8 protein-coding genes are annotated in these 15,835 nt (G+C 64.3%); all 8 read left to right on the top strand.

Annotated features, from left to right (window positions below):
- Positions 1 to 105: 105 nt before the first annotated feature.
- The 8 genes from SR3_RS03810 to SR3_RS03845 all read left to right on the top strand — a co-directional run bounded on the left by SR3_RS03810 (position 106) and on the right by SR3_RS03845 (position 15,821).
- A complete protein-coding gene (locus SR3_RS03810; RefSeq protein ID WP_407668147.1) occupies positions 106 to 2,517 on the top strand; it encodes a glycogen/starch/alpha-glucan phosphorylase in 2,412 nt (803 codons plus the stop codon).
- Positions 2,514 to 4,778 carry a 1,4-alpha-glucan branching protein GlgB gene (gene glgB, locus SR3_RS03815; protein ID WP_084454890.1) on the top strand — a complete coding sequence of 755 codons (2,265 nt, stop codon included), beginning with the start codon at positions 2,514 to 2,516 and terminating at the stop codon, positions 4,776 to 4,778. The genes SR3_RS03810 and glgB overlap by 4 nt, the downstream gene beginning before the upstream one ends.
- Positions 4,775 to 6,043, top strand: coding sequence for a glucose-1-phosphate adenylyltransferase (gene glgC / locus SR3_RS03820; RefSeq protein ID WP_084454891.1), 1,269 nt, complete (start codon positions 4,775 to 4,777; stop codon positions 6,041 to 6,043). Before glgB ends, glgC begins: the two co-directional genes overlap by 4 nt.
- Position 6,044: 1 nt before the next feature.
- Positions 6,045 to 7,595 (top strand): glycogen synthase GlgA, encoded by a 1,551-nt coding sequence (gene glgA, locus SR3_RS03825; protein ID WP_068080969.1) that lies wholly within the window; start codon positions 6,045 to 6,047, stop codon positions 7,593 to 7,595.
- Positions 7,592 to 9,232 carry an alpha-D-glucose phosphate-specific phosphoglucomutase gene (locus SR3_RS03830; protein WP_068080971.1) on the top strand — a complete coding sequence of 547 codons (1,641 nt, stop codon included), beginning with the start codon at positions 7,592 to 7,594 and terminating at the stop codon, positions 9,230 to 9,232. Before glgA ends, SR3_RS03830 begins: the two co-directional genes overlap by 4 nt.
- A gap of 18 nt (positions 9,233 to 9,250) precedes the next feature.
- Entirely contained in the window at positions 9,251 to 11,083 is a 1,833-nt protein-coding gene (gene glgX / locus SR3_RS03835; protein WP_068080973.1) for a glycogen debranching protein GlgX, read from the top strand.
- Between the two features lie 255 nt (positions 11,084 to 11,338).
- Complete coding sequence (locus SR3_RS03840; RefSeq protein WP_084454892.1) at positions 11,339 to 12,637, top strand: efflux RND transporter periplasmic adaptor subunit; 1,299 nt, start codon at positions 11,339 to 11,341, stop codon at positions 12,635 to 12,637.
- Between the two features lie 7 nt (positions 12,638 to 12,644).
- Complete coding sequence (locus tag SR3_RS03845) at positions 12,645 to 15,821, top strand: efflux RND transporter permease subunit (protein ID WP_068080975.1); 3,177 nt, start codon at positions 12,645 to 12,647, stop codon at positions 15,819 to 15,821.
- Positions 15,822 to 15,835 lie beyond the last annotated feature (14 nt).

Consider the following 15,835-nt stretch of genomic DNA (forward strand, 5'->3'; position numbering starts at 1 on the left):
GGTGTGCAAACACCGCTGGACCAGCCCCACCGCCGCGAAGGGCATCAGGAATAACCGGTCGCGCGGAGTGCTAGATGCGCGCGGCCCCGTCTGGGAGTGCAGCCTTTGCCCGACACCGCCGTTGCTGACGATATCCATGAGCTGGTGCTCGATGTGCTGCGCCATCGGATCGGCAAGGATGAGCGCGCCGCCAAGCCGCATGACTGGTTCCATGCCGCCATCCTTTCGCTGCGCGACAAGATCGTCGACGCGTGGATGGATTCGACGCGGCGCACCTATGATACCGGCGGCAAGCGGGTCTATTACCTCAGCCTTGAGTTCCTGATCGGGCGGCTGATGCGCGATGCGCTGTCGAACATGGGCCTCACCAATGAGATGGCCAAGGCGCTGCGCGACCATGGCCTCGATCTCGCCCAGCTGGAAGAGCTGGAGCCCGATGCCGCGCTGGGTAATGGCGGCCTTGGCCGTCTGGCCGCCTGCTTTATGGAGAGCCTCGCCAGCCTGGACATTCCGGCTTACGGCTATGGCATCCGTTACCTCAACGGCATGTTCCGCCAGCGCATCGATGATGGCTGGCAGGTCGAACTGCCCGAAACCTGGCTGAGCCACGGCAATCCCTGGGAGTTCGACCGGCGCGAGAGCAGCTATTTCGTCGGCTTCGGCGGCGAGGTGGGGGAAACCGCTTCGGGCGGCGTCACCTGGCACCCCAAGGAGCAGATCGAGGCCAGCGCCATCGATACGCCGGTGGCGGGCTGGCGCGGCAAGCGCGTGAATACGCTGCGCCTGTGGACGGCCAATGCGCCCGATCCGCTGCGCCTCGATGCCTTCAACGCGGGCGACCATGCTGGCGCGCTTCAGGCGCAGGTGCGTGCCAACAGCCTCGTGCGCGTGCTCTATCCGGCTGACAGCACGCCCGCCGGGCAGGAGCTGCGTCTGCGGCAGGAGTATTTCTTCTCCAGCGCCTCCATTCAGGACATCGTGCGGCGCCATGTGCAGTATGACGAGGACATCCGCACCCTGCCGGACCGCGCCGCGATCCAGCTGAATGATACCCACCCCAGCGTGGCCGTGGCGGAGCTGATGCGCCTGCTGGTCGATGTTCATAATCTGGACTTCGACGAGGCATGGGACATCACCAAGCGCACCATCGCCTACACCAACCATACGCTGCTGCCCGAGGCGCTGGAAAGCTGGCCGCTGCCGCTGTTCGAGCGGCTGCTGCCGCGCCACATGCAGATCATCTATTCGATCAACAGCCGCGTGCTGCGCGAGGCGCGCAAGGCGGGCATGAGCGTTGAGCAGATCGCCGCGATCAGCCTGATCGATGAAGGTGGCGAGCGCCGCGTGCGCATGGCCAATCTGGCTTTCGTGGGTGCGCACAGCGTCAATGGCGTGGCCGCGCTGCACACCGATCTGATGAAGACCACGGTGTTCGCCGATCTCCACAAGCTCTATCCCACGCGGATCAACAACAAGACCAATGGCGTCACCCCGCGCCGCTGGCTGCAGCAGTGCAATCCGGGTCTGACATCGCTGATCAAGGACGCCATCGGCCCCGATTTCCTCGACGATGCGCAGAAGCTGACGGCTTTGAACGATCTGGCCGAAGATGCCCAATTCGGCGAGCGCATTGCCGAGGTGAAGCGCGCCAACAAGGTGGCGCTGGCAGCGCATCTCAAATCATTGATGGGCGTGCGGCTGGATCCCGATGCGCTCTTCGATGTGCAGATCAAGCGCATCCATGAGTACAAGCGCCAGCTGCTCAATCTGGTGGAGACCGTGGCGCTCTATGACCAGATCCGCAGCCATCCCGAAAAGGACTGGGTGCCGCGCGTGAAGATCTTCGGCGGCAAGGCGGCGTCGAGCTATCACAACGCCAAGCTGGTCATCAAACTGGCCAATGACATTGCGCGCCGCGTGAACAGCGATCCCACGGTGGGCGGGCTGCTCAAGGTGGTCTTCGTGCCCAACTACAACGTCAGCGCGGCCGAGCGCCTGATCCCGGCGGCGGACCTCTCCGAGCAGATCAGCACGGCGGGCATGGAAGCCTCGGGCACGGGCAACATGAAGTTCGCGCTGAACGGGGCGCTGACCATCGGCACGCTCGATGGCGCCAACATCGAGATCAAGGACCATGTGGGTGACGACAACATCTTCATCTTCGGCCTCACCGCCGCCGAGGTGAACGAGAAACGCGCCAATGGCTATGATCCGCGCGCGATCATCGACAACAGCCGAGAGCTGCAGCAGGCCGTCCATGCCATTGCCAGCGGCGTCTTCAGCCCGGACGATCCGGACCGCTATGCCGGGCTGATGGGCGGGCTGCATGACCATGACTGGTTCATGGTCGCCGCCGATTTCGACTCCTATGCCGCCGCCCAGCGCGATGTCGATGCCCGCTGGCTCGACCAAAAAGCATGGCGCGCCAGTGCGATACGGAACATTGCCAATGTTGGTTGGTTCTCTTCGGATCGGACCATCGCAGAATATGCAAAGGACATTTGGGGCGTTTTGTGAACCCAGACCAAGACGCCATCTCGGCCCTGATCGAAGGGCGCCACAGTGATCCTTTCTCTTTGTTGGGGGTGCATCGGGGGCCTTTGGGCGCCTTCGCCCGGGTGATCGTGCCGGGGGCGCAAAGGGTTGAAGCGCAAAGCCTGTCCGGCATGCCTCTGGGCGTGCTGGAGCAGGTCGATGGGCGGGGCCTGTTCGAAGGGACGCTGGACGGCGCCCCTCAACCGGTGCGCTATCGCGCCAGCGGCCATGGTCACGATTGGCTGGTCCATGATCCCTACAGCTTTGGCCCGGTGCTGGGGCCGATCGACGATCATCTGATCGGGCAGGGCAGCCATCTGCGCCTCTTCGACAAGCTGGGCGCGCATCTCATCGAGCATGAGGGCGCGCAGGGCGTGCATTTCGCCGTCTGGGCTCCGCATGCGCGGACCGTGGCGCTGGTGGGCGACTTCAACCATTGGGATGGCGCCCGCCATGTGATGCGCCGCCGCGCCGACACCGGCATCTGGGAAATCTTCATGCCCGCTCTGGGCGCGGGCCACGCCTACAAGTTCCGCATCGTGGGCGAGGATGGCACGCTGCTGCCGCTCAAGGCCGATCCCTTCGCGCTGGCCAGCGAGTTGCGCCCCGCCACCGCCAGCATCACCGCCCATCCGGTGAAGATCGACTGGCGCGATGAAGCCCATATCAAGCACTGGGCCAGCGTCGACCCGCGCCGCGTGCCGATCTCGATCTACGAGGTCCATCCCGGCAGCTGGCAGCGCGACGATGACGACTGGTTCCTCACCTGGGATGCGCTGGCCGACCGGCTGATCCCCTATGTGGTGGATATGGGCTTCACCCATATCGAGTTCCTGCCGATCTCCGAACATCCCTACGATCCCTCATGGGGCTATCAGACCACCGGGCTTTACGCTCCCTCGGCCCGCTTCGGCGATGCGGAGGGCTTTGCCCGCTTTGTCGATGGCGCGCATCGCGCGGGGGTGGGCGTGATCCTCGACTGGGTGCCCGCCCATTTCCCCACCGATGCCCATGGGCTGGCCCGCTTCGATGGCACCGCGCTCTATGAGCATGAAGACCCGCGGCTCGGCTTCCATCCCGACTGGAACACGGCCATCTACAATTTCGGGCGGCGCGAGGTTGCCGCCTTCCTCGTCAACAACGCCCTGTTCTGGGCCGAACGCTATCATGTCGATGGCTTGCGCGTCGATGCCGTGGCCTCGATGCTCTACCGCGATTACAGCCGCGAGGGTGGCGACTGGCTCCCCAACGATCAGGGCGGGCGCGAGAACTGGGAGGCGGTGGATTTCCTGCGCGCCATGAACCGCGCTGTCCATGCCACGCACCCCGGCTTCCTCACCATTGCCGAGGAAGCGACAAGCTGGCCCGGCGCCACCACGCCCGCCTATGAGGTGGAGGCGCCGTCGCCCGCCGGGCGCCCTTCCGCATTGGGCTTCGGCTTCAAGTGGAACATGGGCTTCATGCATGACACGCTCCGCTATCTGGGGCGCGCGGCCGAGCATCGCAAATACCACCATGACGACATCACCTTCGGCCTGATGTACGCCTTCGACGAGAATTTCGTGCTGGCGCTCAGCCATGACGAGGTGGTGCATGGCAAGGCCAGCCTGATCCACAAGATGTCGGGCGATGACTGGCAGAAATTCGCCACTCTGCGCGCCTATTACGCGATGATGTGGGCCTATCCGGGCAAGAAGTCTCTGTTCATGGGGCAGGAGTTCGCGCAGCGCCGTGAATGGTCCGAGGAACGCGCGCTCGACTGGGACATGCTGGACTACGCCCCCCATCGCGGCATCCGCGATGTGGTGCGCGACCTCAACCGCACCTACCGCGAAAAGCCCGCGCTCCACGCCCGCGATTGCGAGCCGGAGGGCTTCGAATGGCTGATCGTGGATGACGCCGAAAATTCGGTTTTTGCCTGGCTGCGCAAGGCGCCGGGGGAACATCCGGTCGCGGTGATCGCTAACATGACGCCGCATGTGCATGAAAACTATCGCGTCCCTCTGCCGCATGACGGCATCTGGGCCGAGATCGTGAACACCGATGCCATCGAATATGGCGGCAGCGGCGTGGGCAATATGGGGCGCGTGGTGGCGCGTGATGGCGCTGCCACGATGGTGCTGCCTCCGCTCGCCACGGTGATGCTGGAATGGACCGGCAAGAAGGATACCGCCAGGGCTGCCGTGCGGGCGGCTTCTGGCAAAGGAACGGGTCAGAAGACCAAAGGGGAGAAGGCTGCATGAGGGACACCTCCGGACAACCACTGGCGCGCGAGGCCATGGCCTATGTGCTGGCGGGCGGCAGGGGAAGCCGCCTGAAGGAGTTGACCGACAACCGCGCCAAACCTGCCGTCTATTTCGGGGGCATGAGCCGGATCATCGACTTTGCGTTGTCCAACGCGATCAATTCGGGCATCCGCCGCATCGGCGTGGCGACGCAGTACAAGGCCCACAGCCTGATCCGCCATATGAACCGCGCGTGGAACTTCATGCGCCCCGAGCGTAACGAGAGCTTCGACATTCTGCCCGCCAGCCAGCGCGTTTCCGAAAGCCAGTGGTACGAAGGCACGGCGGATGCGGTCTATCAGAACATCGACATCATCGCGGCGCATGCCCCGAAATATATGGTCATTCTGGCGGGCGATCACATCTACAAGATGGATTACGAGCTGATGCTGCGCCAGCATGTCAACAGCGGCGCGGATGTCACGATCGGCTGTCTGGTCGTCCCGCAGAAAGAGGCGACGGCCTTTGGCGTGATGCATGTCGACGAGAGCGATACGATCACCGATTTCGTCGAAAAGCCCGCCAATCCGCCCGAGATCCCCGGCATGCCTGGCTGGTCGCTGGCGAGCATGGGCATCTATGTCTTCGACACCAAATACCTGTTCGACCGGCTGAAGGAAGACGCGGCGGACCCCAATTCCAGCCGCGATTTCGGGCATGACATCATCCCGCGCATCGTCAAGCACGGCAAGGCGGTGGCGCATCGCTTCACCGAAAGCTGCGTGCGCGCGGCGGAGGAAATTGGCGAATACTGGCGCGATGTCGGCACGCTGGACGCCTATTTCGAGGCCAATCTGGACCTGACGGACGTGGTGCCCCGCCTCAACATGTATGACCGCGACTGGCGCATCTGGACCGATCAGGTCGTCGCCAGCCCGGCCAAGTTCGTGCATGACGAGGAAGGGCGGCGCGGCTCTGCCGTGTCCTCGCTGATCTCGCAGGATTGCATCGTCTCGGGCGCCACGGCGCATCGCTCGCTGCTGTTCACCGGCGTGAAGATGGGGTCTTACTCCAGCGTCAGCGAAGGGGTGATCCTGCCCTATTGCAACATTGGGCGGGGGGCCTCGCTCAAGCGTGTCATCGTCGATTCCGGCGTGCGCATTCCGGAAAATCTGGTGGTGGGCGAAGCCCCTGAACTGGACGCAACCCGCTGGCGCCGCACGGAAAATGGTGTATGCCTCATCACCAAGGCGATGATGGATCAATATCTGGCGGGGCGATAGAATGATCCGTGTTCTCTCGCTCGCTTCGGAGGCTGTGCCGCTGGTGAAAACCGGCGGCCTTGCCGATGTGGTGGGCGCTCTGCCCCATGCCATCGCCGCCCATGGCGTGCAGATGAGCGTGATGATCCCCGGCTACCCACAGGTGCTCACGCGCCTGAGCCCGCCCGTCGCCAAGGGCGTCAAGGGCAAGGGGGGAAAGGCCAGGAAACCCGCCGCGCCGCCGGTGGTCCATGAATGGAAAGACCTGTTCGGCGGCCCGGCGCGCCTGCTTTCGGGCCACCTCGATGGCGATCAGGCGGGCGATCTGCTGGTGCTGGACGCGCCGCACCTCTTCAACCGCGACGGCAGCCCCTATGCCGATGGCTCCGGGCGCGACTGGGCCGACAATTGGCGCCGCTTTGCCGCCCTGTCGCGCGCGGGCGCCGATGTGGCGGGCGGCGCGGTGGAGGGCATGACCTTCGATCTGCTCCACGCCCATGACTGGCAGGCAGGTCTGGCCCCGGCCTATCTCAAATTCGCGCCGCCTGCGGGAGGGCGCGCCGTGCCCTCGATCATGACGATCCACAACATGGCCTTCCAGGGCTATTATCCGGCGGACGTCTTCCCGCGTCTGGGCCTGCCGCCCGAGGCATGGGCGGTCAATGGCGTGGAGTATCACGGCGGCGTCGGTTTTCTGAAGGCCGGGCTGGAATCGGCCTATGGCATCACCACCGTCTCGCCCACCTATGCGCTGGAAATCCGCAGCCCGCAGTTCGGCATGGGGCTGGAAGGCCTGATCCAGAGCCGGGGCGACAATGTGCGCGGCATCGTCAACGGCATCGACGCCCAGGACTGGAACCCCGCCGAAGACAAGACCATCGCCGCCCGGTTCTCCGCCCGCGCGCTGGCGAAGCGCGTGGCCAACAAGCGCGCGCTGGAAAAGGAATTCGGCCTCGACCGCGATGATGGTCCGTTGTTCATCGTGGTCAGTCGCCTGACCTGGCAGAAGGGCATGGATGTGCTCTGCGAGGTGCTGGACCATCTGGTCGGCCTTGGCGGGCGTCTGGCGTTGCTGGGCACGGGTGACGCCGCGCTGGTCAGCGAACTGCACAGGGGCGCCGCGCGTCATGCGGGCCGGGTTTCGCTGCGCATCGGCTATGACGAGGCACTGGCCCATCGCATGCAGGCGGGTGGTGACGCCATTCTTGTGCCCAGTCGCTTCGAGCCTTGCGGGCTCACCCAGCTTTATGGCCTGGCCTATGGCTGCGTGCCCGTGGTGGCGCGCACCGGGGGCCTTGCCGACACCGTGGTCGATGCCAATCTGGCCGCGATCAAGGCGGGCGCCGCCACCGGCATCCAGTTCGCCGGGGTGGATTACCAGAACTTCGCGCTGGGCATCACCCGCACCGTCGATCTTTATCGCCAGCAGGATGTGTGGACCGAAGTTCGCCGCGCCGGCATGCGCATGGATTTCAGCTGGAACCAGAGCGCGGCGGCCTATGCCGCCCTCTACCGCACCTATGTTCAAGAGCCCTCGGCTGAGGGCGCCCTAAACCTCCCGGGGGACCAATGAGCACGCTGACCGTCATCGCCAAGCCCACCACGCCTTTTGCGGGGCAGAAGCCGGGCACATCGGGCCTGCGCAAGAAGGTGAAGATCTTCGCTCAGGAAAACTACGCCGAGAATTTCATTCAGAGCGTCTTCGATGTGGTGAAGCCTGAAAAGGGCGCGACTTTGGTGATCGGCGGCGATGGCCGCTATCACAACCGCACCGTGATCCAGCAGGCGATCCGCATCGCGGCGGCCAATGGCTATGGAAGGGTGCTGGTGGGGCAGGGGGGCATTCTCTCGACGCCCGCCGCCTCGCATGTGATCCGCCATTATGGCGCCAGCGGTGGTCTGGTGCTGTCGGCCAGCCACAATCCGGGCGGGCCGGATGAAGATTTCGGCATCAAATACAACATCGCCAATGGCGGCCCCGCGCCCGAGGGGATCACCGATGCCGTCTATGAACGCACCACCAACATCGACCGCTGGCTGACGGTGGAAACGCCCGATGTCGATCTGGATGTGCAGGGCAGCACCGATGTCGCGGGGCTGACCGTCGAGGTGATCGATTCCGTGGCCGATTACGCCACGCTGATGGAAAGCCTGTTCGATTTCGACGCGATTCGGCGCGCGGTGAAGGAGGGCCTGTCGATGACCTTCGACGCCATGCATGCCGTCACCGGGCCTTACGCCCATGAGATCCTCGAAAAGCGCCTCGGTTTCCGCCCCGGCACGGTGCGCAACGGCACGCCGCTGGAGGACTTCGGCGGCCATCACCCCGATCCGAACATGGTCCATGCCAAGGTGCTGTTCGACACGATGTTCGATGCCGATGCGCCTGCGTTCGGCGCGGCCAGCGATGGCGATGGCGACCGCAATCTGATCCTGGGCAAGGGCATCTTCATCACGCCTTCGGACAGTCTGGCGATGCTGGCGGCGAATGCTCATCTGGCCCCGGCCTATAAGGGTGGTTTGAAGGGCATCGCGCGCTCCATGCCCACCAGCGCGGCGGCCGATCTGGTGGCCAAGGCTTTGGGCATTCCCGCCTTTGAAACGCCGACCGGCTGGAAGTTCTTCGGCAATCTGCTCGATGCGGGCATGGCCACCATCTGCGGTGAGGAAAGTGCGGGGACCGGCAGCGACCATGTGCGCGAGAAGGACGGGCTCTGGGCGGTGCTGCTCTGGCTCAACATTCTTGCCGTTCGCCAGATCCCCGTCTGCGATCTGGCCGCCGAGCATTGGGCGACCTATGGCCGCAACTATTACGCCCGCCACGATTATGAGGCGCTGCCCACAGAAGCGGCCAATGCTTTGATCGCTGAGCTGACCGCCTCGCTGCCCGCGCTGCCCGGCAAGGCTGTGGGCCCGCTGACCATCGCTACGGCAGACAGCTTCGCCTACACCGACCCCGTCGATGGCTCGGTCAGCAAGAATCAGGGCCTGCGCATCCTGTTCGAGGGCGGGTCGCGCATTGTCTTCCGCCTGTCCGGCACCGGCACGGAGGGCGCCACTCTGCGCGTCTATCTTGAGCGTTATGAGCCGGTCGGCGGCGATCTGGCGGCTCAGACGCCCGATATGCTCGCCGATCTGATCGCGGCGGCTCAGGAACTGGCGGGCATCACGCGCCACACGGGGCGCACGCAGCCCGATGTGATCACCTGAGCCAAAAGGGACCGAACCATGGATGACGCCGCGACGATTGCCCTGGAGGCCCAGTTGGGCGCCCATGTCATCGCCGGCGAGGGTGGGGCCTATACGCATTTCGCGGTGCGCTCCCCCCGGGCCAGTGGCGTGTCGCTGTGCATCTTTGCTCAGGGTGAGGAATATCGCACGCCGATGCACCGGCAGGGCGAGTTCTGGCGCACCACGCTGAAAGGCGATCTGGCAGGCGCCGCCTATGGCTATCGCGCCGATGGCGAATGGGCGCCGGAAAAGGGCCTGTGGTTCGATTCCAGCAAGCTGCTGGTCGATCCCTATGCTGTCGAGCTGGATCGGCGGTTCGTCCATGATCTGGCGCTGTCGGATTATGGTGTCGATACTTTGGGGCTGGTGCCTCACGCCATCGTGCCGGGGCAGAGGGAGGCGGCGCCGCATGAAGCACCGCTCTTCAGGCGCGGCGGGCTGATCTATGAGCTGAATGTGCGGGGCTTTACCCTGTTGCATCCCGACGTGCCGGAAGGTTTGCGCGGCACCGTCGGCGCTTTGGCCCATCCGGCGATCATTGCGCATCTGAAGAAACTGTCGGTCAGCGCGGTGGAGCTGATGCCGATCACCGCATGGGTGGATGAGCGGCATCTGCCGCCGCTCGGGCTGCGCAATTTCTGGGGCTACAATCCGGTGGCGATGATGGCGCTCGATCCGGGGCTTTGTCCGGGCGGGGTGGCTGAATTGCGGGCGACTGTCGCGGCGCTGCATCGCGAGGGGATCGGGGTGATCCTCGATCTGGTGTTCAACCACAGCGGGGAAAGCGATGAGGAGGGGCCGATCCTCTCACTGCGCGGGCTGGACAATGAAACCTATGCCCATGACGGCGATGGCCAGCTGGTCAACATCACCGGTTGCGGCAACACGCTGGATTTCGCGCAGCCGCATGTCCGCACGCTGACCCTGGCCAGCCTGCGCCATTTCGTCGAGCAGGTCGGCGTGGATGGCTTCCGCTTCGATCTGGCGCCGGTGCTGGCGCGGAGTCCCGATTACGATCCCCATGCGCCGCTGTTCAACGAGATCGCCGCCGATCCCGTGCTGGCCGACCGCATCATGATCGCCGAGCCATGGGACATCGGCGCGGGGGGCTATCAGCTGGGGCAATTTCCCGACAACTGGCTGGAATGGAACGACCGTTTCCGCGACGATCTGCGCCGCTTCTGGAAGGGAGAGGGCAGCATCGGCGCTCTGGCCACGCGGCTGGCGGGCAGCAGCGATATCTTTGGCGAACAGGCCTGCCGTAGCGTCAATTTCCTCGCCGCGCATGACGGTTTCACGCTGGCCGATCTGTTGTCCTACGATCAGCGCCACAATGAGGCCAATGGCGAGCATAACCGCGATGGCCATGGCGACAATCACAGCTGGAACCATGGCGTGGAAGGCCCGAGCCAAGACCCTCAGGTGGTGGAGGCGCGCGCCAGGGATGCCCGCGCCTTGCTGGCCACGCTGTTCGCCAGCACGGGCACGATCATGCTGACGGCGGGTGATGAATTCGGTCGAAGTCAGCAGGGCAACAACAACGCCTATTGTCAGGACAGTCCCATCGGCTGGATCGACTGGCATGCCCGCGATCTGGCGCTTGAGGGGTTTGTGGCTGGCCTGTCGGCATGGCGCGCGGCGCGGGTGGAAAGTTTCGAGCAATTCCCAGAGGATGGCCTATGGCTGAACGCGAAAGGCGAAGCCATGAGCATCGCCGATTGGGAAGTACCTGAGGCCGATGCCCTGGCCTACACCAGCTCGGCCTATCGCTTTGCCATTGATCGCAAAGCGCACAGCGTTCGGCTGGATGACAGGGATGCGGAAGCCTGAGGCATTTACCCCATCCCCTGCTGGCGAAGCGCATGGGGCAGTCTGCCACCATGCGCGACAGAACGGCGTTTTCCGGCCAAAAGAACGGCTTTCCTTGCCATCCGTCACCGAATTGTCTTGTCTTGTCGCCACAGGGCAGGGGAATCACCCTGCCTGACCGGAAAGCTTGAGTTCAATCGGGCTGACGCATAAGGCAGTGTGGCTTTGGCAAAATCTGCCGGAATCTTCCCGGCGATTTTGGGGATAGGAATTGGAATGTCTGCTGACCACGTGTCTGGCGGGCATGATGGTGTTGGCCATGATTCGGCCGACGCTCGTCATGCTTTGCCCAAATCGGTGCAAGTGCGTTATCTGATCCTGGCGGGGGCCGGGATTGCTGGCATCGCGGCTTTGGTGATGCTGGGGAAAACCCTGTTCCATCATGAGGACAAGCCCGCGGCGCCGCTCCCGCCCGGCGTGGTCCAGTTGTCGCAGAGCCAGATGGCTAGCGTGAAGCTGGAACGCGTGGACGCTGGCGACGATTACCAGCGCACCAATGCCACCGGCCAGATCGCGGCGGATGATACGCTCTCCACGCCGGTTTTCCTGCCTTACTCCGGGCAGGTGACCGATGTGTTCGTGCAGGCGGGCGCTCAGGTGACGCCGGGCCAGCCGCTGCTCAGGGTGCGCACCGGCGATGTGGTCGATGCGCGCAACACGCTGTTTGCCGCCACCGCCCAGCATGCCAGCGCCAACGCGCAGTTGAAGCTGGCGCAGGCCAACCTCGCCCGCGCCGAGCAGGTCTACAAGACCGCCGGCGGCGCGCTGAAGGATTATCAGCAGGCGCAGAACGATTTCGTGGCGGCTCAGGCCGCCCAGCGCAGCGCCGAAAGCGCCCTTGCCGCCGCGCGCGACAAGCTGGTGGTCTTCGGCAAGACCGGCGCCGAGATCGGCAAGCTGCAGAATGCGGGCGACATCGGCGGGCTCCACGCCGAAACCGTGTTCCACGCCCCCATCGCGGGCGTGATCGCGCAGCGTTCGGTCTCGACGGGGCAGTATGTGCAGTCGGGCGGCTCCAGCCCGGTGCTGACCATCGCCAATCCCAGCCGCGTATGGCTGGTGGCGCAGCTGGCCGAAAGCGATGCCTCCGCCGTCCATCTGGGCGACGGGGTGGATGTGACGGTGCCGGGCCTCAAGGACCGGGTCTTCCATGCCACCATCGACAATGTGGCCCAGCAGCTCGATCCCACCACGCACCGCCTGCCGGTGCGCGCCACGATCGCGAACGCTGATCGTGCGCTCAAGCCGCAGATGTTCGCCAACTTCACCATCCGCCATGCCGTCAACACGGGCAACCGCCCCGATGGCGTGACGGTGCCGGCCCAGGCTGTGATCCATGAGGGCGATGCCGCCCGCGTGTGGATCTCGCAGGGCAATGGTCGCCTCGTCTCGCGCGAGGTGCAGGTGGCGGACAGCAGCGGCGGGCGCGTGCGCATCACCGAAGGGCTGAAGGCGGGCGAGGTGGTGGCCACCACCGGGGCGATCTTCGTCAACGAAGCCGGGCTGGACAACTGATACGCTCATGAACAGTCTGATCCGCCTGTCGCTGCGTAACCGCATGCTGATTATCGGCTTCCTTGTCGCCTTGCTGGCGGCGGGCGGCATTGCCTTTTCACAGCTCAACATCGAGGCCTATCCCGACCCCGTTCCGCCGATGGTGGAGATCGTCACGCAGACCTCCGGGCTTTCGGCCGAGGAGATGGAGCGCAACGTCACCATCCCCATCGAGGTGCAGATGGCGGGCATTCCGCATCTCAACACCATCCGCGCGATCTCGCTCTTCGGCCTGTCCGACGTGAAGATCCAGTTCACCTACGACTACACCTTTCAGGAAGCCCAGCAGCAGGTGATCAACCGCCTGTCGCAGATGGGCACGCTGCCGGGCGGGGCCCAGCCGGGCATCTCGCCCACCAGCCCCATCGGCGAAATCTTCCGTTACCGCGTCGTGGGCCCCAAGGGCTATTCGGTGATGGACCTGAAAACGCTGCAGGACTGGGTGCTGGAGCGCAAGTTCAAGGCCATCCCCGGCGTCATCGATGTGACCGGCTGGGGCGGCAAGATCCGCAGCTATCAGGTTACGGTCGACACCAACAAGCTCAACGGTCACGGCGCCACGGTGGCGCAGGTGATGCAGGCCATCGGTCACTCCAACGCCAATGCGGGCGGCCAGACGATCAACTTCGGTCCTCAGGCGGCCATCGTGCGCGGCGTGGGCCTGATCCAGTCGGTCGAGCAGATCAACAATGTGCTGGTGACGACCAATGGCGGCGTCCCGGTGCTGCTGAAGGACGTGGCGCAGGTCGAGATTGGCAATGAGCCGCGTCTGGGCATCGCCGGTTTCGGCCAGGATGACGACATCGTGGAAGGCGTGGTGCTGATGCAGCGCGGCGCCAAGTCGATGCCGACCATCACCGCCGTCAAGCAGCAGATGGCCGATATCAACGCCAGTGGCATCCTGCCGCCCGGCGTCCATCTCGAACGCATCTATGACCGCTCGGATCTCATCAACCACACCACCTCGACCGTGATCGAGAACATGGTGGTGGGCATCATCCTGATCTTCGTGCTGCAATGGGCCTTTCTGGGCAACCTGCGCAGCGCGATCATCGTGGCGATCACCATCCCCTTCGCGCTCTCCTTCGCGGTGCTCATCATCGTGCTTCAGGGCGAATCCGCCAATCTGCTCTCGGTGGGCGCGCTGGACTTCGGTCTGGTGGTGGATGCGACCGTCATCATGGTGGAGAACATTTTCCGCCATATGGTCGAACGATCCGAGCATGTGAAATCTGGCCATGGCCACTTCTCGCTGGCGACGCGTTTGTCGTCGGTGCTGCATGCCTCGTCCGAAGTGTCGCGCGGCATCTTCTTTGCCGCCGCGATCATCATCGCCAGCTTCCTGCCGCTCTTCACGCTGACCGGTGTGGAAGGGCATATCTTCGGCCCGATGGCCAAGACCTATGCCTATGCCATTCTGGGCGGTCTGATCGCCACCTTCACCATCGCGCCGGTGCTGGCCACTATGCTGCTGCCCGATGATCTGGATGAGGTGGATACCTGGCTGGTGGCGCGCATTCGCGGGCTTTATGTGCCTGCCGCGCGTTTCGCTCTGGCCAACCGTCTGCTGACATTGGGCGGGGCGTGTCTGCTGTTCATCATCGCGATGTTCGGCATGCGCTCGCTGGGCGTGGAGTTCCTTCCCCATCTCGAGGAAGGCAACATGTACATCCGCGCATCCTTGCCTGCCTCGATCAGCCTTGAGGGCGGCCAGCCGACGGTCAACGCCATCCGCAAGGTGATCGCCACCTATCCCGAGGCCGAAAGCGTGCTTTCGGCGCAGGGGCGGCCTGACGATGGCACTGACGCCACCGGCTTCTTCAACGCCGAATTCTTCGTGCCGTTGAAGCCCGCCAAGGAATGGCCCGGCGGCATCACCAAGGAAGAGCTGACGCAGCAGATGAACGCCGATCTGCAGAAGCGCTTCCCGGGCATCGAGTTCAACTTCAGCCAGTATATCGAGGACAACGTCGAGGAGGCCGCCTCGGGCGTGAAGGGTGCCAATTCGGTCAAGATCTTCGGGCCGGATCTGGCAACGCTGGTGCAACTGGGCGACAAGCTGAAGGCCGAGATGCAGAAGGTGCAGGGCATCACCGATCTGGGCGTGTTCCAGTCGCTGGGCCAACCCACTGTGCGCATCGACATCGACCGGGTGAAAGCCAGCCGCTACGGCATCCTGCCCGACGACATCAACGCCGTGGTGCAGGCCGCCATCGGCGGGCAATCGCCGGGTGACCTGTATGAGAAGGGCACCGACCGCCACTTCTCGATCATGGTGCGTTTGAAGGCCGAGCAGCGTGACAGTCTGGAAGCGATCCGCCGCATCCCGGTGGGCGTCACCAATCCCAATGGCGGGATGATGCAGGTGCCGCTCTCCGAACTGGCGGATATCAAGCTCACCACGGGTGCCAGCTTCATCTATCGCGAGCATCAGGAGCGTTACGTTCCCATCAAGTTCTCGGTGCGCAACCGCGATCTTGGCAGCGCGGTGGGCGAGGCGCAGGCCCGCATCCAGAAGAACGTCATCCTGCCGCCGGGCTATCATCTGGAATGGGCGGGCGAGATGGGCAATCTGACCAACGCCGTGAACCGTCTGGAGATCGTGGTGCCGATCAGCCTGCTGATGATCTTTGGCCTGCTGATGGCCAACTTCCGCAGCTTCCGCGACTCGATGCTGGCCTTCAGCGTGATCCCCATGGCAATCATCGGCGGCGTGATGGCGCTGGCCCTGACGGGCACGGCCTTCTCGATCTCGGCGGCGATCGGTTTCGTGGCCTTGTTCGGCATTGCGGTGATGGACGGCATCCTTGTGGTGACGACCTTCAACCAGGCGCTGAACGAAGGCTCCAGCCGGGCCGAGGCGCGTCATGTGATCGTCAGCAACTGTCTGCGCCCGGTGGTGATGACCTGTCTGGTCGCCGCCATCGGCCTGCTGCCTGCCGCCGTTGCCACCGGCATCGGCTCTCAGGTGCAGAAGCCGCTGGCTCTGGTGGTGGTGGGCGGCATGACGCTGGCCCCGATCCTGATCTTGCTGGTGCTGCCGGTGCTGGTCGAGAAGTTCAGCCGTCACGTTGGTCCCAACGATCGCGGCGCTCATGGCAGCGATCCGCATCACACCATCGAAGCGCAGGGGGAGGGCGCGTGATGAAACGTCTTTTC

The organism is Novosphingobium rosa NBRC 15208 (genome assembly GCF_001598555.1).
Taxonomy (GTDB): Bacteria; Pseudomonadota; Alphaproteobacteria; order Sphingomonadales; family Sphingomonadaceae; genus Novosphingobium; species Novosphingobium rosa.